Source organism: Klebsiella sp. K-3, from assembly GCF_051207495.1.
In the GTDB taxonomy this organism is placed as follows: Bacteria; Pseudomonadota; Gammaproteobacteria; order Enterobacterales; family Enterobacteriaceae; genus Klebsiella; species Klebsiella aerogenes.
In genome coordinates this window covers 1-18,412 of sequence record NZ_JBPNXF010000007.1, presented here as the reverse complement: position 1 = coordinate 18,412, position 18,412 = coordinate 1, and the positions used below count along the sequence as shown (strand labels likewise).

Below are 18,412 nucleotides of genomic sequence, written 5' to 3'. Positions count from 1 at the left end.
GTAATTTATGAATATAAAAGAAATATGGAAAGCAGCAAACCCTAAAGGTCATCTGCTGACTGCCATCTCATTCTTGATTCCGATTGTCTGTGGTGCTGGGTTTATTATTGCCATCGGTATGGGTTTTGGGGGGACGGTTCAGGACACTTTAGTATCGGGTCAATTTGATCTGTGGCAGGCCTTTGCAACAATGGGGGCTAAGGCGCTCGGACTATTGCCCGTCGTTATTGCTATCGGAATTTCCGGTTCAATCGCGGGTAAGCCGGGTATTGCCCCTGGTTTTGTTGTCGGTCTGGCAGCTAATGCTATTGGTGCGGGTTTTATCGGTGGCATGATCGGTGGCTACATTTCCGGGTATATTGCTATTGCTATCATTAAAAATGTAAAGGTTCCTGGCTGGGCCCGGGGTTTAATGCCTACATTGATTGTGCCTTTTTTTGCGTCCATTTTCAGTGCTCTGCTCATGGTCTATATCATCGGCACGCCTGTTGGTATTTTTACCGATGCCCTCACATCGTTCCTGAGAAGTATGGGTACTTCATCTAATTTACTATTAGGTGCTGTTATTGGGGCGTTGTGTATCGTTGACTTTGGTGGGCCGATCAATAAGACGTGCTTCGCATTCGTCTTAACTCTCCAGGCACAGGGTATAAATGAGCCAGTTACGGCCCTGCAGTTAGTTAACACAGCAACACCCATCGGTTTTGGACTGGCATTTTTTATCGCCAAACTGTTTCGCAAAAACATTTATAATAACGAAGAAATCGAAATGCTAAAATCGGCGGTTCCTATGGGGGTAGTGAATATTGTTGAAGGAGCTATACCTATAGTGATGAATGATATCGTTCGCGGTATTGCAGCAGCGGCAATCGGCGGTGCTTGTGGCGGTGCAATCACCATGGTATATGGCGCAGATGCAACTGTACCTTTTGGTGGTGTATTGATGCTGCCAACAATGTCAAACCCCATGGCGGGTATTATGGCTTTGATAGTTAATATATTAGTCACAGCAACCGTCTATGCTGTCATCAAAAAAGATGTACCTCGCGATGTTGTTATAAACAATGATCAAGAAGAGGAAGATATCAACTTCGATGACATTAAAATTAGTTAAGTATATACATAATGGTATGCAGTAACATGATGTCGCGCTCACAATGAATTGTGATAATAGAATATTATTATCGCGTTATATACTATTTGCTGCATTCTCTTTTAATCGTCACGAGTAAGAAATGGGTCGCCAGGGTGACCCATTTCTTACAGGCATATCATCACAATTACTTAGAAAGAGTATCGCTTAGCTGCCAGTATAGCGGCGAACCGAATGCTTCTACGTAATAATCAATTACGGCCCTGACGTTTAACGTTGGATGACGAGTATGTGGATAAATAGCAGCAATATTTTGTGGCTCGGTCTTAATCGCCGTTTCCATATCCGGCATTAATTCAATAAGCTCGCCGCTCTGTAGCGTTTCGCCAATCAACCAGTCCGGAAAAAGGACTATTCCCATACCGCCCAATGCTGCAATAAGTAAAGTCTCGGCATTATTAGAAGACATCAACGCAGAGACCGGATAGTGTATCCACTCCCCACCTTTTCGACGCAACAGCCAGCGATTCGGCCCGGATGAACCACGGTAAACGAGACACTTATGTCGGCTTAAATCCGCCGGGTTATCAGGTACGCCATACTTTTGAAGATAAGCCGGTGATGCTGCCAGGCGATAGCACTGCTGTCCAAAAATGCGTGCATGAAAAGATGAGTCAGTAAGCTCACCGATACGAAAAATGACATCAGCAGCATCTTTATGAGGGTCAATGTAATCATCAGTTAACGTCAGCTCAATACTGAGGCGTGGGTAACGTTCCGTCAGCCCCGCCAATTTGGGGGCGACATGCTTTTGCCCAAAAAAAACGGGAGCATTTATGCGTATTAGCCCGGAAGGCTCAAGCGTCCTTTCATTGAGTTCCCGTCGGGCAGCGTCCAGGCTACTGGTAACCGCCCGAACATAACGGATAAAAATATGACCGTTCTCTGTCGGAATAATGGCGCGCGTATTGCGATAGAAAAGTTGCTGACCGACCGCATCTTCTAGCTGATGAATGACGCGTGAAACCTGAGAGGCAGAAATGCCTTCGCGACGAGCCACAGTGGAAAAGTTCTGCACTTCATACACTGCAATGAAAATGAAGAGCGATCGAATATTGATATTGCTTAAATCATACATTAATGCAATTCCTGCACAGGTGTTTATTGCATTATGGCATTTTTCTCATTCATGTTCAGGCGTAGTCTTCATCGCCTGCACATCTGGAGATTGTTTGCTATGCAATTGGTACTGATTTTGTTAGTTATCGCTGGCGGTATGGGGCTGTCAGTCGAGGCAGGCTTACTGGGGCCGCTAGGGGGGGAGGTTGGTGATTTATGGGCAACGTTCAGCATATTTGGCGTAGGCGCTGCACTGACTTTCCTGCTGATGCTTTTTTTCAGCCCACGCAATAGCCCGTCATTTTTCTCTTTGCCTGGGTGGCAGCTACTTGGTGGCGTACTCGGGCCAGTTTATGTCGTTATTCTGACCGTGGCCACGCCAGTCATTGGGATAGCGATGACGATGATCGGTATCTTAGCTGGTCAGGTATTTAAGAGCCTGATAATAGACCATTTTGGTTTACTCGGTACACCCCCCAGAAAAATAGACAGTAAGCGAATTATTGCCCTTATTTTTATCATCGCTGCATTAATTCTGGTTGCCAGAGGATAAGTGAGACTATGACATTTATTATGATCGTTTTAGCCGTTATAGGCGGCTCCATGTTGAGTATTCAGGCGGCCATTAATGGACAATTGGGTAGTCAGGTAGGGGTATTTAAAAGCGCGTTCCTGACCTTTTCCGTAGGCGCAATTATCACCGCTTTGCTTATTTTCTTTTTTGAACCAAAACAGTTGGTTACACTGATGGATGTACCTAAATGGCAACTGCTGGGTGCCATGTTTGGCGTACCCTATATCGTTATCATGGTTTTAGCCGTACAACGAATAGGGACCGCGATTGCCACAGTCGCCGTGATCTTCGGACAGTTAACCATGAGCATGTTAATCGATAACTTTGGCTGGTTGGGAAATCAATCCATTTCGTTTTCGATGAGTCGTCTGGGGGCCATCCTCTGCTTAGGTATCGCGCTTTTCTTCATTTACTCAAGTAATAAAGTAAAGGCGACCGCCTTAAAACAAGACGTTCTGTCATCGAGCTAAATAGAATCCGTCTCATTCATCTATAAGGGATACGGACTAAAAATATCTGCATCCCTTATGAAAAGTAAATGCTCCGTTGATGATATCCAGAGCTAATATCGCCAAATTGATGAATATACCTAATAAACCCTAGCTAATTACACCATCTAATCGAATAAATCACTTCGCGTTATGCTTTTTCTGAACAACAGCCAAAGGATAACGTGATGCAAACTGTAAAACTGAACAACGGTATTGAAATGCCCCTGCTGGGCTTTGGTGTGTTTCAGATGTCTGATGCCGCTGAATGCGAAAGAGCCGTTATCGATGCCATCGATACGGGATACCGCCTGATCGATACCGCCGCGTCTTACCAGAATGAAACCCAAGTCGGGAATGCACTGAAACAGACCGGCATCGCCCGTGACGAGCTCTTTGTAACGACCAAGCTATGGCTTCAGGATACTCATTACGAAGGCGCTAAAGCCCAGTTCGAACGCTCCCTGAATCGACTGCAACTTGATTATGTTGACCTGTACCTGATTCACCAGCCTTACGGTGATGTCCATGGGGCATGGCGTGCCATGGAAGAATTGCAACAGGCTGGCAAAATTCGCGCCATTGGCGTCAGTAACTTCCATCCTGACCGACTGGCCGATCTCATTGCCTTCAACCACGTTGCCCCGGCGGTAAACCAGATTGAAGTAAACCCCTTCAACCAGCAGCTGCATCCCGTGCCGTGGATGCAAAGCCGGGGTATTCAGCCGGAAGCCTGGGCGCCGTTTGCAGAAGGTAAAAATGGTCTGTTTGAGCATCCCGTATTAACGGCGATTGGCCAGAAGTACGGTAAAAGCGTGGGACAGGTTGTGCTGCGGTGGATTTTCCAGCGAGGCATCGTTTCGCTGGCAAAAACAGTGCGAAAAGAACGCATGGAAGAGAACATCAACATTCTCGATTTCGAACTGAGTGATGAAGATATGTTGCAGATTACTGCTATCGACACCGCAACAAGTGCTTTCTTCTCACACCGCGATCCTGCCAGAGTTGAATGGTTGGCCGGTCGCAAACTGGATGTTTAAGTCGCGATAAAAGAGGCAATTAATCAATGCAAAAACGTTATCTGGGTCAATCAGGACTCGAAGTGTCCGCGCTTGGGCTCGGCTGCATGGGCTTAAGCCACGGCTACGGCCCGGCGACAGATACGCGTCAGGCTATCGAACTTATTCGCGCTGCGGTTGAACGTGGCGTCACCTTCTTTGATACCGCCGAAGTGTATGGCCCCTTCCTTAATGAAGAAGTTGTAGGCCTTGCCTTAAAACCGTTTCGTGACCGAGTGGTCATTGCCACCAAGTTTGGTTTTACTTTTGGCGAAGACAACAAGCAGCAGATTTTAAACAGCCGTCCGGAGCATATCCGTGAAGCGGTGGAAGGATCATTACGCCGCCTGAAGACGGATGTCATTGATCTGCTGTATCAACACCGTGTCGACCCGGATGTCCCGATTGAAGATGTTGCGGGAACAGTGAAAGACCTGATAGCGGAAGGCAAAGTTAAACATTTCGGCCTGTCCGAAGCGGGTGCGCAAACCATCCGTCGTGCTCATGCGGTACAACCCGTCACAGCCCTGCAAAGCGAGTACTCCATGTGGTGGCGTGAACCTGAGCAGGAGATCCTGCCATTGCTGGAGGAACTGGGTATCGGTTTTGTGCCATTCAGTCCGTTAGGCAAAGGCTTCCTGACGGGAGCGATTAAGTCAGGAACGACGTTTGGTCAGGATGATTTCCGCAGCCGTGTGCCACGCTTCGCCGAACAGGCGATTGCAGCCAATGAAAAGCTGGTCTCGTTGTTGGGTGAACTGGCTGCAGAGAAAGGTGTGACATCTGCGCAAATCGCACTGGCATGGCTGCTGGCGCAAAAGCCGTGGATTGTTCCCATCCCTGGTACCACGAAATTGCACCGGCTGGAGGAAAACCTGGGGGCTGCTGACATCATTCTTTCGTCGGATGCGTTGCGACAGATAACCCAAGCGCTTGAATCAATTAAAATTGTCGGCGAACGTTACTCGCCTGAGCATCAGGCTCGCGTGGGTCGTTAATAGCCGGGCGGGTCCGCACGAATGGCGGACCCGTTATTCCTGGTAGCGAAGCGCATCGATCATCAGCGCAAAGGCCGGTGGATGCTGTTTGCGGCTGGGGTAATAAAGGTAATATCCAGGGAAGGAAGGGCACCATTCCTGCAGAATCTGAATGAGCTCTCCTGACTTTATATAGTCCTGCACCCTGTCCTCAGGTATACAGGCGATGCCAAAACCGGATAAGGCCGCATCAAGCCTTTCCGCCTGCAGATTAAACGTTACCTGTCCTTCAACTCTGACCCGTAAAGGTTTTCCTTCCTTCTCAAATTCCCAGTGATAAAGACCACCGGCAGTCGGTAACCGCATATTGATGCAGCGATGATGTTGTAGCTCGTGCGGCGTGTGAGGTGCAGGGTTCGTGGCGAAATAGGATGGGGCACCGACAATAGCCATGCGCATGTCCGGGCCAATTCGCACCGCAATCATGTCTTTATCAACGCTTTCACCCAGTCGTATCCCGGCATCAAAGCGCCCCTCGACAATATCGACAAAACCGTTATCGACCACCAGCTCCAGGTTAATTTCCGGATATTCTCTGAGGAAAGGTTTCAGTTTTGGCCATACCACGCTCCGCGCGGCATGTTCCCCGGCAGATAGACGGATATTACCGGAGGCGGTGCCGTTGAGTTGTACCAGCGCTTCCAGTTCTTGCTCAAGGGAGGCAATGCGGGGTTCAAGGCAGGCAATAATTCTCTCACCGGCTTCTGTAGGGGCAACGCTTCGTGTCGTGCGGGTCAGAAGGCGGATATTTAGCCTTTCCTCCAGTGCCTTCATCGCATGGCTGAGAGCTGACTGAGACACACCGAGCTTACCCGCTGCTTTGGTAAAACTTCGCTCTCTTGCCACCACAAGAAAGATCTGGAGTTCATTGAAGTTTTCTTTGAGCATCGGTGATTTCCTAGGGGAGCATACCCTTCAATATGCATTCATGAAGGGGGTTCATAGACACAATCATTTTAGCCCTATTACTGACAATAATGATAATTGATATTCTGACTGTATCGAAAATAAGTCTGAACTTTCAGAAGGTTTATCATGAAAATACTCGTGGCGGGGGCAACAGGAAGCATTGGCCTTCATGTCGTCAATATCGCTATCGAAATGGGCCATCAGCCCGTTGCGCTGGTCAGAAATAGGCACAAAGTAAAATTGCTTCCTCGTGGAACGGAGGTATTTTACGGCGATGTTTCAATGCCTGAAACTCTCATCGATCTGCCAAAAGATATTGATGCCATCGTCTTTACGCTCGGCTCAGATGGACAGGGGCGTATTGGCGCCAGAGCGATAGATTACGGCGGTGTGCGTAACATTGTCCGAATGTTCAGGGAGACGGCTGTTCACATCGCCTTAATGACCACGATAGGCGTAACTGAACGGCTCAGCACCTGGAATCAACGCACTGAAGTTCATGACTGGAAAAGGCGTGCCGAACGTCTGGTCAGGGCCAGTGGTCACCCCTATACCATCGTCAGGCCCGGCTGGTTTGATTACAACAATGATGATGAGCACAAAATCGTTATGCTCCAGGGGGATCGACGCCATACAGGAACACCAGAAGATGGTGTGATATCCCGGGAGCAAATCGCCCGGGTTCTGGTCAGTGCCCTGGGCAACCACGCGGCAAAAAATAAAACGTTTGAGCTGGTCGCTGAACGAGGCGAAGCGCAGCAGGATCTTACGCCTCTATTTGCAGACCTGCAGGCGGATAATCCGCAAAAAAATGATGGGGTTTTAGATATGGACAATATGCCACTCGTGGAAGAACCTGAGTGCATTATTAACGAGCTGAATTTCTATTTAAAAAATTTAACCAATCAAAAAGCCTGACAATTTTGTCAAATAGTGGGCAGTCTTATGATAGCTGAGGTTTGTATATTTAAATATACAGACGGAGAACGCTCCTCCTGATATGAGTCCAGTTTCAAATATATTCTTTTAAACAGGCATTAGAGATGAAAGCACTGCTTATTACTACATTGGTCATAGGATTTATTTCTGCGAATACCGTATCTGCAGCTCAGCAATTAAATTATGCAGATGGAAAGAAGAGATGATCATAGTCTCAGCCAGAACGTCTGCGGTGCCCGTCCCGGTTGGGTCGCGGCTTCACAAAACTTCAGCGTCTGCCGCATTGATCTATTCCCTGCGATGAATGCTGGCAACGCGTTTACGATTTTCCCCATCAAAACAGTATCAGGGCATTATGAACAAGCAAAAAAACATTTCTCCGGCCGGGCGCGCTGCGACATCCGGCGTCTTTTTTATCGTTATTCTCGGCGCATTAATGGCCTTTACCTCTCTTTCCACCGATATTTATCTGCCTTCTATGCCGATGATGGCCTCTGAATTGCAGGGGAATGTGGAGCTGACCATTACCGGTTTTCTGATAGGGTTCTCGCTGGCGCAGTTGATTTGGGGACCAATCAGCGATCGTATCGGACGCCGCGTGCCATTGTTTATCGGCATGGTATTGTTTGTGATCGGTTCAGCCGGATGCGCGATGTCTTCCAGTATGCCGCAGATTGTTTTCTGGCGCGTGTTTCAGGCCTTTGGTGCCTGTACCGGACCAATGCTGGCAAGGGCGATGATCCGCGATCTCTATGTCCGCACGCGCGCGGCGCAAATGCTTTCGACGCTGGTCATCATCAGTGCTATCGCGCCGGTGATTGGCCCTCTACTGGGCGGACAGATTGTCACCGTTGCCTCCTGGCGCGCCGTGTTCTGGCTGTTGGTGGTACTGGGTGGGGCGATGTTTATTGCGCTCTGGTGGTTACCGGAAACGCTGCCGGGTGAAAAGCGACTGACAACGCCGCTGAGCAGCGCCTTCGGCAACTATGCTTCGTTACTGCAAAATCGTGAATTTATGCGTTATACCCTCTGCGTCAGCTTTTTCTACGTGGCCGCTTACGCCTTTATTGCCGGTTCGCCGTTTGTCTACATCAGCTATTTCCATGTTGATCCACAGCATTACGGCTGGCTGTTTGGCATCAATATCATTGGTGTGATGGGACTGAGCTCCATTAATCGCCGTCTGGTGCAGCGTCATCCGTTGCATACGTTGTTGCGGGTTGCGGCGCTTGTTGCCGCTCTGGCAACGGTTGTGCTGGCCGCTGGCGCGAAAATGCAGACTGGCGGCATGGCGATGATGGTCGTGACGATTTTTATCTTTTTCTCCATGAACGGCATTATTGCCGCAGCATCGACGGCGGCGGCGCTGGATACCGTGCCATCCAATATGGCGGGGTCGGCTTCTGCGCTGATCGGCTCGTTGCAGTACGGCAGCGGGATTGTGTCATCGCTGTTGCTCTCGGCGATGAGCGACGGCACGCCGTGGACAATGTCGTGGATCATGATGGTATTTACACTGTTGAGCCTGGTGATGGTAATCAAACGAAAAGTGCATTGATGGCGGAACGGTCCGTTGCGTTTTCAGGGGATCCGCGTTTTATTTGCCATCATTTTTCTGTGGTGTTCTCCGGCGCTTCTGACATCGCCAACTTAATTTCCTGGTACCCCTGAAATGGGGTCACCTGGCCGGATCGTACCGAACGTAGAGGTTGGTCCTTGAGTGAGTATCTCTGTCATTTACTTTATAGTCAGGGTAATAATCCAGATCAATGAGTCCTGATTCTTTCCTGGGGTTCTGGCGCCTTTTACCAAAATAAACTGTCTGTATTTATGAATTCACTGCATAGGTCAAATCATGAATGACGGGCTAATCATGGTGGCGTTCCTCGCCTAAAATGGTGTTTTAACATAACGGGAGCTTTGCCGTGGAATACTCAGTATTAAGTAACAACCTCAAAATGCCGATGGTCGGTTTTGGCGTGTTTAAGGTCACCGATAAGGAAGAGTGTAAGCAGTCGGTGTTAAGCGCTATTCGTACCGGTTATCGCCTTATTGACACCGCAGCCGTCTACGGTAATGAAGATGCCGTGGGTGACGCGGTTCGTGAGGCCATCGCCGAAGGGCTGTGTACCCGTGAGGAATTATTTATTACCTCAAAACTGTGGGTTCAGGACATGGCCAACGGCGATATGGCCAAAGCCGGTATCGAGGCGTCGCTGAAAAAATCGGGTCTGGAATACTTTGATCTCTATTTGTTGCATCAGGCCATGGGCGATTATTTCAGCGCCTGGCGCGCGTTGGAACAGGCTTATGAAGCCGGTAAATTGAGAGCCATTGGCGTATCCAACTTCTATGCGCATGTCTTAGCCAATTTCTGTGAAACCGTCAGAATTAAGCCTATGGTGAACCAGGTCGAATTACATCCTTACTTCGCGCAACCCGCCGCGCTGGAAACCATGAAGCGCTATAACGTTCAGCCTGAAGCCTGGGCGCCGTTAGGCGGCGGAAGACATAAACCGTATGAAGATGAAATGCTTCAGGGGATTGCCGCTGCCCATCAAAAAACCATTGCTCAGATTGTTCTGCGCTGGAACGTGCAGCGCGGTGTCACGGTAATTCCTAAATCTACCCGGCAGGAACGTATTGCAGACAACTTTTCCCTCTGGGATTTCTCATTGACTGATAGCGAAATGGCGCAAATCAGCGCGCTGGATTTAGGCTATGTGGGTGAAGCGGTGAAACATTTTAATCCTGAATTTGTTCGCGGTTGTCTGGGGGTTAAAATCCATGACTGAGCGGGTAGAAAAGGGCGCGAGATCGGATAGCGAAGTACTATTTATCCCACGGTACAAAAGTGGCTGCCTGCAATAATGCGAGAACCGCAGCCAAAAACGCGGAGAAAAAGTAAGCCGAACGTTGTAAACCAACCCACCACTTCTTCAGGGCATCTGTATCGTTGGATGACCTTAGACCTGTTTCTTATGATATTGTAATAACGATTACAATATGCTTCGAAAGATCATGTCTTCAAGGAGTAATGTCGTGAGCACGACGAAAGCGAATCGAACCCCAGGGCGCCCACGTAAGTTCGATCCAATGCAGGCGGTGGAAACGGCGCAACACCTTTTCCACTCGCGAGGTTATGACGCGGTGAGCGTTGCCGACCTGACAAAAGCGTTCGGGATTAACCCGCCCAGCTTCTATGCCGCTTTTGGCAGTAAACTTGGGTTATATACCTGCGTACTGGATCGCTATAGCCGCACCGGCGCAATCCCTTTTGCGACGCTTTTACGTGACGATCGTCCAGTGGTTGAATGTTTGATTGATGTTCTGCATGAGGCGGCAAGGCGCTACGTTGCCGACCGGAGCGCTGCTGGTTGCCTGGTACTGGAAGGAACCCATTGCAACGATCCTGAGGCACGTGAAGCGGCTTGTGAATTGCATGTTGCTGCCGAAGAGAGTATTCGGAACTATATTGCGGAGCAATATCCGCAGGATGCCGTTCGCTTAACTGACTTTATGAGTACGTTGATGTCCGGACTTTCTGCGAAAGCGCGGGCAGGGGATAGCCTGGAGCGGTTACTGGAAACCGTGCGCCTGGCGGGGGTGGCGCTGCGGCAAGTACTTTCACGGTGATACAGGCCTTGCTTCTGCGGGTGAGAAGGTTTGTCCGCGCGACACCTCTCTGCGGGGCGCAAAACTGCGCGTGAGCATCGGTGTTGTCGCGGACCAGGCTACAGTATTGTGTGAGTTAAATAACGGTTTTAAGCCAGGCTTCAATATCCTGGGTCGCTATATTATTCTGTACATTCCAGGTGTCGCTCATTGGCCACCACATGCCATCTCCTCGTGCGAAAGCCGCGCGATAGCGAAGCATCGGATCGTCAGGATTTAAATGCAGGGCGTCCAGTAAGCCTGAGAGTGTTAATACGCTCTTGTCAAAGGTGTGTTTGGTCACGCGTTCAACCGTTTCAGCCAGCTTTCCATAAGAAGTCGTCTCTCCTGCGACAAAGAGCACTTCGTTAGCGATCCGCGGCTGATGCAAATAAATTTCGCTGGTTAGCCGACCAATATCTTCCGGTGATGTCACAGTGACTTGAGTTTCCCATCCTCCTAATGCCTTGATGGTTTTTTCAGATAGGTTCACCACATCAAATGCGGGTTCGAAGAGAAAACTGGTGAACATGCCGGTTGAAATAATGACCCATTCCGTTGTCTTCTGTGCCCGCAGCAGTATTCTGACGTCATACTGTTCATCCCAGACGGGCTGACCGCTGCCTTTACCTACCACATCGTAATTTACGCCAAACTGCCAAGGGAAATAGCGGTTAACGCCAGCATCCACGACGGCGTGTGCGATCTTTATCTGTGTTCCCGGACCGGCGACAAAGCCCATGCAATTGATAATGGTCTCAAAATTCATAAAGCAGGTTGTTAACGCTTCAGTCGTGCTGGCGGCGACATCAAGAGAGATAAACTCAGCTCCCGCGTCAGCCAGTTTTTGATGAACATCAGAAAACAATTTGCCCTGTTCATCCATGGCGCCTGGCGACACAATAACGCAGATGCTGCCATTACGCGCTATGACCTCTGGAAGCAGATAGTGCAGCACAGCAGCGCCCAGTTGTCCCGCGCCAAGCACTAATACTTTTTCACCCGTTGTAATATCACGCTCTTTCATATTGAACCTCTTTTGGTAAATCGCCGGTTACTAGCGAGTAGAGAGAGGTTATGTCAGTGTTCTGTATTCGATAAGACAATGAATGCAGGTTAGACTGTTCGTATAAATGGGATAATCAATGCGTTCAGGCGCGGTGGGTATATGGATAAGCTGGAATCAATGCAGGTCTATGTTTGCGTGGTAGATGTCCATAGCTTCGCAAGGGCGGCAGAAGTGCTGGGACTACCGCGTTCAACGGTATCGCGGGTCGTTAAGGAACTTGAGACGTACCTGGGTATTCAACTATTACAACGCACCACCCGTAAACTCAGCGTGACCGCCGACGGCCGACGTTACTATCATGAATGTAAAAAGGTGCTGGCTGATATTGCGACGATGGAGTCTTCATTTGCCGGCAGGTCTGCACAACCCAGAGGCCGTTTCAAAGTCGGAATGCCGCAGTCGCTCGCCCGCCATTGCATACTTCCCCGGCTGCCTGCATTTCTGCATCAGTATCCTGAACTGGAATTGATACTTTGTTCCAGTGATAACGTCGAAGACATCATTCAGGAGGGATATGATTGCGTGATCCGCGCCGGCAGGATCGAAGATTCAACGACGCTGGTCGCCCGCCCGCTCGCGAACTTCAGATGGATGGTTCTGGCTTCGCCAGACTATATTGCCGCCCATGGCAAACCGGATAACGTAGACAGCCTGCAAAGACATCACGCCGTTGGCTACCTGAATCATCGCACCGGGCGTACCACCGACTGGTTTTTTACGTTGGATGATGGTGACTGCGCGCTCCGTATGAAAGAGACGCTGATTGTTGATGATACTGACGCTTACATCCAGGCTGGAATACAAGGCTTTGGTTTGATTCGTGTCGCCAGCTATCTGGTTGCGCCCTATGTGCAAAGCGGAGCGCTCGTTCTCTGTATGGAGCACCTCTCTTTTGATTTACCGCTTTCTCTGGTTTATCCGCAAAACCGCTATCTTCCACCTTCGGTACGCGCTTTTTATGAGTGGAGCAGAGCGGTTTTGCATCAAACCATTAATGGATGATTAAAATCGTGGCATGGCTGATTCAAACTAACGTTGCTGAAGTGAGAAGAAAGCAGCCGGAAGCAAAAAAATGCATCGCTATGGATATCCGTGTGGGGATTAAAAAAACAGCAAAAAATGCAGGGGATAAGAAGAGTACCAGGCTTCCGAAAATATATAAAACGTCATTGTTTATGGTTTTTATATAGTCAGATTCGTCTAAACGAAATCCTAATTTTTATTATTTTCGAAAAAAGATATAGAATTGTTTGTGGTTTTATTTCAGTATGCATAGCGCAAATAGTAAGCCTGAGTACTGCGTAATGTATTTGCTGATATTATATTTAAGGATTAATGTTAAGGGACTATACATATGAATAAAATCTGTGTGGCGGTATTACTGACAACGGCGATGGCAAGCGGCATGGCGTTGGCTGATAATCATACGGTATCAATCGGTTATGCGCAAAGTAAAGTGCAGGACTTTGATGATATCAATGGTGTAAATCTGCAATATCGTTATGAGTTTAACTCCACGTTAAGTGTCGTTGCCTCTTTTTCTTATATGCAGGGCGACGGTGAGCAGAATTATTTATACTATGGCGACTCAATAAAAAATAGTGTCGATGTGAAATACTACTCCTTACTCGTGGGGCCAGCGTACCGCATTAACAATTATGTCTCGTTATATGCGCTGGGCGGTGCGGCCTATGTTAAAGCTACAGGCTCGACGAAATGGATAAATGCAGGAGATGTTACCGCTAATTATGAAGATATCTCTGAAAAATCGACCTCTTTCGCTTACGGCGCCGGTGTGATTATTAATCCTGTGGAGAACCTTTCCGTTAATATCGGATATGAAGGAACTCAAGCAGACCTGGCAGGTAATTACTCAATTAATGGCTTTAACGTTGGCATTGGCTATCGTTTCTGATAATAAAAACAGCCTCCCTCCCGGTCGGATCTTCCGCTCGGGAGAATTTTATTGCCCGCCTACAAAACGGGCAACAGAGGTGACAGGTTTACGCCGGAGGAGTCCGACGGTGTCACAGTCGGTCAGGAACCGGCTTGCCAGGCCAGTTCCTGCCTGTAGTGATTTTAAACCGCCGCAGTGCTGGTTAATTAGCTCGTCGTTCCCCGGCCTCCCAACTATAAACATCTGTGCCAATTAACGAGTCGCCAAGCTCCTGATAATTGAAATCATAAAAATCAGCACAGGCGCCGTAGCCGGAGTAGTCTACTGCCGCAAGCCCTACAAATGCCCCGGTAAAGAAACCGCCATAGCTCTGTAGGACATAGTCATCAGAAAGAACGGCGGCATCTAAAACTACCGGAATTTCAATAAACCCGACGCCGTCAAAACTATACTCATAGCTATAGGTCTGCTTTCTGACTTTCGTCCGTAACCATACGTATTCGACGTCGTCAGGGACCTTAATCGCATTATCTTTCAGGTACGAAGTATATTTTCCGCGATTGTTCTCGGCAACCTCGATGACTCTTCCGTTAATTTCATTCCAGGTAACAAAAGCAAAGCTCCAGTGGCGATCGTTGTAGTAATTGGTTAATCCGGCCATCTGTTGGTAACTGAAAGGATTAAAGGCGACTTTAACCTGGGCATTAAAATAAAAGGCTTGCCAGCGGCGGGCAATCAACGACAGATCATGGGTATTCGCTAATGATCCCTGGCCGATTAAGGTGAGCTTTCCGTCGCCTGTAGTACCCATTTTTTTGCTAAAAGGGACCCGCAGGGTATTCCAGTTAAGATTAAGCGTTGGCGTTGTAAATTCATCGTGCAGGCTATTATCTTTCGCGCTTTCGGTATAAATGGCGTCTTTTGGCCCCTCGACAAACGTTTTACCGCCGTGACCGCCTACAATGCGCGGCCAGCCATCTTCATCCCAGTACACTTTTTGGATAGCCGTTTCCCGGCCAAGCGTGGACCAGCCGCGAGGATCATAGATTGATTCCCCAGGACGATTCCACGGACGCGCGCACAGCGAAGCATAATACCACTCGCCTTCGGGCGTCGAAACCAAAGCGCCGTGTCCTTGCTTCTGGATATAGCTGTCCGGGGTATCAACGTTAGTTAAAAATACTTCTCCTGGTTCAGTTTCGAAGCTGTCCGCGTTTAACGTCGTGGAACGGGCAACCACCTCCTGATGAGTAAATACCGTCCCCCCTTGAGCGGCAAAGAGATAGTAATAACCGTTCAGTTTGTAGAGATGCGGTCCCTCAACAAGCGCCACCGCGGTACCGCGATAGATGGTACGCGCAGTTTCCGGCATTAATTTTAAAGTTGTTGTGTCAAGTTCTGTTAAGGTAATCCCATCAAAAGGATGGTGGTACTCCCGATGGTCCCACGTCTGTTGCACGATATATTTACGGCCATCATCGTCATGGAAAAGTGAAGCGTCAAAACCGACGCCATTCAGTTTTATCGGCGAGCTCCACGGGCCGCGAATATCTGTTGCGGTAGTCAGGTAGTTTGTCATGTCTTTAAAGGCACCTTCGGTGACTTTCACATCGGTATACACTAACCAGAATTTGCCATCCGCGTAAGAGAGCGCCGGAGCCCAGATGCCGCCTGAAGACGGATTGCCTTTCATATCTAAAAGAGTAGTGGTCGACAATGGTGACGGCAGCAGATTCCAGTGCTGCAGATCCTTTGACTCATGCAAACGGACGCCGGGAAACCACTCAAACGTTGAGTTGGCGATATAGTAGGTGTCGTCAACACGGATAATGCTGGGGTCGGCATTAAAGCCACGCAAAATAGGGTTTTGGATAAGAGACATATCATAACACCTTTATAAATTTAAAATTTAATTCGTATTGGTTTTACACTCGAATCTCATCAAGCTGGCGGTTAATGTCGCCGACGTGTTTGTCTGAGATAGGATAAATTTGCATGACGATCATCGAGACAACCGCTAAGGCGATGGGGATCCAAACCGCTGTCATCATGATCCCGTCGATAGCGCTCGCGCTTTGTTGTGCGCCGGTTTCATTAAAACCATAGACGGCCAGCAGCCACAGAGGAATGGCTCCGCCGATGGTAAAGCCAATCTTGAAAAAGAGTCCCATAATGGCGTTGATGATTGCCGCATTTCGCTTACCAGACTTTAATTCGCCATAGGCAATAACTTCAGGTACCAGTGCCCACATAAATCCGGTGGCTGAGGTTAAGCCCCACTGTTTAATAAATGTGGCGATATAAGCAAGCCACAGCGCATCGTGCATACCTTCCCGTGACCAGACATACGTTAATAACTCACCGACAATAAACATCCCCAGGAAAATGTGGAAGAAGCCTTTCTTTCCAAAAATTTTCTTGAGTTTTGGCCAAAAAATGGGGAACGCAATACCCGGAATTGAGGCGACCAGGCCAACGGCACCCATCCACTCAGAGTGACCAACCACATATTGATTGAAAAAGCCATTAACCGTGTTCATAAAGAACATGAAGGTAAAGGCCAGCATAAAAAATAATCCAAGAATGACAAGGGGACGGTTATTTTTGAGCTCAAGGAACAAATCGGTTGCTTTGACATTTGCCGTCTGCTCTGCGGTTGCAACGACACGTTCTTTAGTGAATTTATAGCAAATAAAAAGTGCCACCGCGCCTAATAACATATAAACGGAGTAGACGCCGAACCATGCGTAATTCGCGGATGGGTCGGTATAGTTTCCCAGATTGAGTTCTATGCCAAAAAAACCAGTATCCTTTAGGCTACGATCTTTTGGTGACGCCATTTGCACGAACATTGGGAATAGAGTATACACCAGAAGATTGGCGCTATTAGCCAGCATCATTCGCGTACTGGTTAATTTATCAATCGACTCCGGGTCTCTTGTTAGAGAGGCATTAAGAGAACCGTAAGGAATATTGACCAGGGAATAAACTAAATCCAGCGCTAAATAGATGATAAAAGCAAACGGTACGGAGCCTCTGACGCCCGGAATAGGGGCAAAAAGCAAAGCGGAAAGGATCACTAGCGGCACGCCGGCTCTTAATAGCCAGGGACGATATTTCCCTGCCGCGGATGTCCTTTTGTCCACATAGGTTCCAACCATCGGATCCCAAAAAACATTGATGATTCGGACAAAAAGAAAAATGAACCCCGCAGTGGCTGTACTGATCGTATTTACCGTCAACATATGTAGAGCAAGAAAGCCGCCGATCGTGCCAAAAACCAGGTTTTGCGCAAAATCGCCCATACCGTAGCCAATACGTTCCCCGCGAGTTAATTTATGATATTCATCATTGCGATTTTGCATTATGTTTTTACTCATTCTGAGCAGACTCCGGTTTGTTGTGTGAATGTGAAACACTTTCTGACACAAATGATCTCGAAGAATCTATTACGTTTTTAAATTAATTAATTATGTTTTTTTACTTCTGTGATCCTCAAAGCAAAGGTCGTTTGGCATTATCTCTGTACTCTATATGGATTTTATGATGTTGATTATATGAAAGTGATATTTGCGAGATGGCTCACATTTGAGTGTTTTCTCAATCGCTGAGTGAAATAACGTAATTGAGCAACCGGTTTATAGAATACAGGATGTGTCATAGTTGTTACATTTCTTACATCCACCAATATTGGAGCGTTCACGCAATCTTAGGTCAAGTGCAGCACGATTAATGGTTTTGTTCACCATACAATGAAATCCATGCGGCAAGTCTCTGCGGCGTTGCTTGTTTTAGCGCTAATCATTAATTTAATTGTGGGAAAGGAGAACGTTATTCGTATAAAACCTCTGTAGCCGTACAAAATAAAAATTAAATTGTTCTCACAGTAGCAACATATTCTGCGTGGCCAGAGTGAGGTTGTTATTGCCTGAATAAAATTAACCTCTATTGAGATAATGATGACAATGATAAGAAAGCTTCCATTAACTATGGCGGTCATCGCCGCGTTTTCTCCGTTTACCTCTGTAACAGCCCAAGAGTTTACCCAGGAGCAGATCGACGCTATCGTCGCGAAAGCCGTCGATAAAGCGCTGGCCGACCGCCAGGCGAAAATCGACGCCGCGGCCAATAAAAAGGTCGATGTTATTACCAACCCGCAAACCACCGCCGCTTCGCCGGACCTGGCGATCCCCTTCGGCCTGAAATTTAGCGGTTACGCCCGCTATGGCGCCCACTTCCAGACCGGCGACCAGAAATATGTCGGCGTCGACGGCTCCTATAACGGCGCCTCGGCGATCGGCCGTCTCGGTAACGAAAGCAACGGCGGCGAATTCCAGATCAGCAAAGCATTCAAAAGCGCGCAGGGGGCCATCTGGGATCTCAACGTCATGTTTGACCACTGGAGTGACGAGGTTAACCTGAAAAAAGCCTACGTCGGCGTCACCAACGTCCTTGAATCCAACCCCAACGCCTATATCTGGGCCGGCCGCGACTTCCACCAGCGCCCGCAACAGGGGATCAACGACTACTTCTGGATGAACCACGACGGCCAGGGCGCCGGGGTGAAGAACTTCG

Annotated in this window: 18 protein-coding genes; 13 read left to right on the top strand and 5 right to left on the bottom strand. The window is 48.4% G+C overall.

The window, feature by feature from the left end; genetic code table 11:
• The first annotated feature begins 7 nt into the window (after window positions 1–7).
• Window positions 8–1,114 carry a PTS fructose transporter subunit IIC gene (locus tag ACSEMK_RS12405; protein WP_411325022.1) on the top strand — a complete coding sequence of 369 codons (1,107 nt, stop codon included), beginning with the start codon at window positions 8–10 and terminating at the stop codon, window positions 1,112–1,114.
• Between the two features lie 166 nt (window positions 1,115–1,280).
• Here the strand turns inward: ACSEMK_RS12405 and ACSEMK_RS12400 are convergent, their stop codons facing one another.
• Entirely contained in the window at window positions 1,281–2,231 is a 951-nt protein-coding gene (locus tag ACSEMK_RS12400) for a LysR family transcriptional regulator (protein WP_316424058.1), read from the bottom strand.
• Between the two features lie 99 nt (window positions 2,232–2,330).
• Here ACSEMK_RS12400 and ACSEMK_RS12395 point away from each other — a divergent pair, with 99 nt between their 5' ends.
• The 4 genes from ACSEMK_RS12395 to ACSEMK_RS12380 all read left to right on the top strand — a co-directional run bounded on the left by ACSEMK_RS12395 (window position 2,331) and on the right by ACSEMK_RS12380 (window position 5,330).
• A complete protein-coding gene (locus ACSEMK_RS12395) occupies window positions 2,331–2,765 on the top strand; it encodes a DMT family transporter (protein ID WP_316424057.1) in 435 nt (144 codons plus the stop codon).
• A gap of 8 nt (window positions 2,766–2,773) precedes the next feature.
• The gene (locus tag ACSEMK_RS12390) at window positions 2,774–3,256 is read left to right on the top strand and encodes a DMT family transporter (RefSeq protein ID WP_087859403.1); all 483 of its coding nucleotides are present in this window, start codon (window positions 2,774–2,776) and stop codon (window positions 3,254–3,256) included.
• 206 nt (window positions 3,257–3,462) lie between these two features.
• Window positions 3,463–4,314 (top strand): aldo/keto reductase, encoded by an 852-nt coding sequence (locus ACSEMK_RS12385; protein WP_113373176.1) that lies wholly within the window; start codon window positions 3,463–3,465, stop codon window positions 4,312–4,314.
• Between the two features lie 26 nt (window positions 4,315–4,340).
• Window positions 4,341–5,330, top strand: a complete 990-nt coding sequence (locus tag ACSEMK_RS12380) for an aldo/keto reductase (RefSeq protein ID WP_316424055.1) — start codon at window positions 4,341–4,343, stop codon at window positions 5,328–5,330.
• A gap of 33 nt (window positions 5,331–5,363) precedes the next feature.
• Here the strand turns inward: ACSEMK_RS12380 and ACSEMK_RS12375 are convergent, their stop codons facing one another.
• Window positions 5,364–6,257 carry a LysR family transcriptional regulator gene (locus tag ACSEMK_RS12375; RefSeq protein WP_086630276.1) on the bottom strand — a complete coding sequence of 298 codons (894 nt, stop codon included), beginning with the start codon at window positions 6,255–6,257 and terminating at the stop codon, window positions 5,364–5,366.
• A gap of 147 nt (window positions 6,258–6,404) precedes the next feature.
• Here ACSEMK_RS12375 and ACSEMK_RS12370 point away from each other — a divergent pair, with 147 nt between their 5' ends.
• The 4 genes from ACSEMK_RS12370 (at window position 6,405) to ACSEMK_RS12355 (ending at window position 10,853) form a co-directional block, all read left to right on the top strand.
• Window positions 6,405–7,196, top strand: coding sequence for an SDR family oxidoreductase (locus ACSEMK_RS12370; protein ID WP_113373178.1), 792 nt, complete (start codon window positions 6,405–6,407; stop codon window positions 7,194–7,196).
• Window positions 7,197–7,572: 376 nt separating this feature from the next.
• On the top strand, window positions 7,573–8,775 hold the full coding sequence (locus ACSEMK_RS12365) for a multidrug effflux MFS transporter (RefSeq protein WP_086631133.1): 1,203 nt from the start codon (window positions 7,573–7,575) through the stop codon (window positions 8,773–8,775).
• A gap of 367 nt (window positions 8,776–9,142) precedes the next feature.
• Window positions 9,143–10,012, top strand: a complete 870-nt coding sequence (locus ACSEMK_RS12360; RefSeq protein WP_395226347.1) for an aldo/keto reductase — start codon at window positions 9,143–9,145, stop codon at window positions 10,010–10,012.
• A gap of 247 nt (window positions 10,013–10,259) precedes the next feature.
• Window positions 10,260–10,853: a TetR/AcrR family transcriptional regulator gene (locus ACSEMK_RS12355; protein ID WP_307858954.1), complete on the top strand. Its 594-nt coding sequence runs from the start codon at window positions 10,260–10,262 to the stop codon at window positions 10,851–10,853.
• Between the two features lie 115 nt (window positions 10,854–10,968).
• On the opposite strand, the gene ACSEMK_RS12350 is transcribed toward ACSEMK_RS12355, so the two are convergent.
• Window positions 10,969–11,898 (bottom strand): aromatic alcohol reductase, encoded by a 930-nt coding sequence (locus tag ACSEMK_RS12350; protein ID WP_213795052.1) that lies wholly within the window; start codon window positions 11,896–11,898, stop codon window positions 10,969–10,971.
• Between the two features lie 141 nt (window positions 11,899–12,039).
• Here ACSEMK_RS12350 and ACSEMK_RS12345 point away from each other — a divergent pair, with 141 nt between their 5' ends.
• From ACSEMK_RS12345 to ACSEMK_RS12335, 3 genes are all read left to right on the top strand, one after another.
• Window positions 12,040–12,942, top strand: coding sequence for a LysR family transcriptional regulator (locus ACSEMK_RS12345; protein WP_213795051.1), 903 nt, complete (start codon window positions 12,040–12,042; stop codon window positions 12,940–12,942).
• Between the two features lie 8 nt (window positions 12,943–12,950).
• On the top strand, window positions 12,951–13,130 hold the full coding sequence (locus ACSEMK_RS12340) for a hypothetical protein (RefSeq protein WP_213795050.1): 180 nt from the start codon (window positions 12,951–12,953) through the stop codon (window positions 13,128–13,130).
• 164 nt (window positions 13,131–13,294) lie between these two features.
• Window positions 13,295–13,855, top strand: coding sequence for an Ail/Lom family outer membrane beta-barrel protein (locus ACSEMK_RS12335; protein ID WP_113373183.1), 561 nt, complete (start codon window positions 13,295–13,297; stop codon window positions 13,853–13,855).
• Window positions 13,856–14,039: 184 nt separating this feature from the next.
• On the opposite strand, the gene ACSEMK_RS12330 is transcribed toward ACSEMK_RS12335, so the two are convergent.
• Window positions 14,040–15,719 (bottom strand): glycoside hydrolase family 43 protein, encoded by a 1,680-nt coding sequence (locus ACSEMK_RS12330; protein WP_395226344.1) that lies wholly within the window; start codon window positions 15,717–15,719, stop codon window positions 14,040–14,042.
• Between the two features lie 43 nt (window positions 15,720–15,762).
• A complete protein-coding gene (locus tag ACSEMK_RS12325) occupies window positions 15,763–17,202 on the bottom strand; it encodes an MFS transporter (protein WP_213795069.1) in 1,440 nt (479 codons plus the stop codon).
• Between the two features lie 594 nt (window positions 17,203–17,796).
• On the opposite strand from ACSEMK_RS12325, the gene ACSEMK_RS12320 reads away from it, so the two are divergent.
• Window positions 17,797–18,412: carbohydrate porin (locus tag ACSEMK_RS12320; RefSeq protein WP_435336544.1), on the top strand; the 616-nt coding region annotated here is incomplete at its 3' end.

What these genes read in the sequence shown, in the direction of transcription:
- ACSEMK_RS12405 (WP_411325022.1), top strand. Translation starts at nt 8, where the DNA reads ATGAATATAAAAGAAATATGGAAAGCAGCAAACCCTAAAGGTCATCTG.
- ACSEMK_RS12400 (WP_316424058.1), bottom strand. Translation starts at nt 2,231, where the DNA reads ATGTATGATTTAAGCAATATCAATATTCGATCGCTCTTCATTTTCATT.
- ACSEMK_RS12395 (WP_316424057.1), top strand. Translation starts at nt 2,331, where the DNA reads ATGCAATTGGTACTGATTTTGTTAGTTATCGCTGGCGGTATGGGGCTG.
- ACSEMK_RS12390 (WP_087859403.1), top strand. Translation starts at nt 2,774, where the DNA reads ATGACATTTATTATGATCGTTTTAGCCGTTATAGGCGGCTCCATGTTG.
- ACSEMK_RS12385 (WP_113373176.1), top strand. Translation starts at nt 3,463, where the DNA reads ATGCAAACTGTAAAACTGAACAACGGTATTGAAATGCCCCTGCTGGGC.
- ACSEMK_RS12380 (WP_316424055.1), top strand. Translation starts at nt 4,341, where the DNA reads ATGCAAAAACGTTATCTGGGTCAATCAGGACTCGAAGTGTCCGCGCTT.
- ACSEMK_RS12375 (WP_086630276.1), bottom strand. Translation starts at nt 6,257, where the DNA reads ATGCTCAAAGAAAACTTCAATGAACTCCAGATCTTTCTTGTGGTGGCA.
- ACSEMK_RS12370 (WP_113373178.1), top strand. Translation starts at nt 6,405, where the DNA reads ATGAAAATACTCGTGGCGGGGGCAACAGGAAGCATTGGCCTTCATGTC.
- ACSEMK_RS12365 (WP_086631133.1), top strand. Translation starts at nt 7,573, where the DNA reads ATGAACAAGCAAAAAAACATTTCTCCGGCCGGGCGCGCTGCGACATCC.
- ACSEMK_RS12350 (WP_213795052.1), bottom strand. Translation starts at nt 11,898, where the DNA reads ATGAAAGAGCGTGATATTACAACGGGTGAAAAAGTATTAGTGCTTGGC.
- ACSEMK_RS12345 (WP_213795051.1), top strand. Translation starts at nt 12,040, where the DNA reads ATGGATAAGCTGGAATCAATGCAGGTCTATGTTTGCGTGGTAGATGTC.
- ACSEMK_RS12335 (WP_113373183.1), top strand. Translation starts at nt 13,295, where the DNA reads ATGAATAAAATCTGTGTGGCGGTATTACTGACAACGGCGATGGCAAGC.
- ACSEMK_RS12330 (WP_395226344.1), bottom strand. Translation starts at nt 15,719, where the DNA reads ATGTCTCTTATCCAAAACCCTATTTTGCGTGGCTTTAATGCCGACCCC.
- ACSEMK_RS12325 (WP_213795069.1), bottom strand. Translation starts at nt 17,202, where the DNA reads ATGCAAAATCGCAATGATGAATATCATAAATTAACTCGCGGGGAACGT.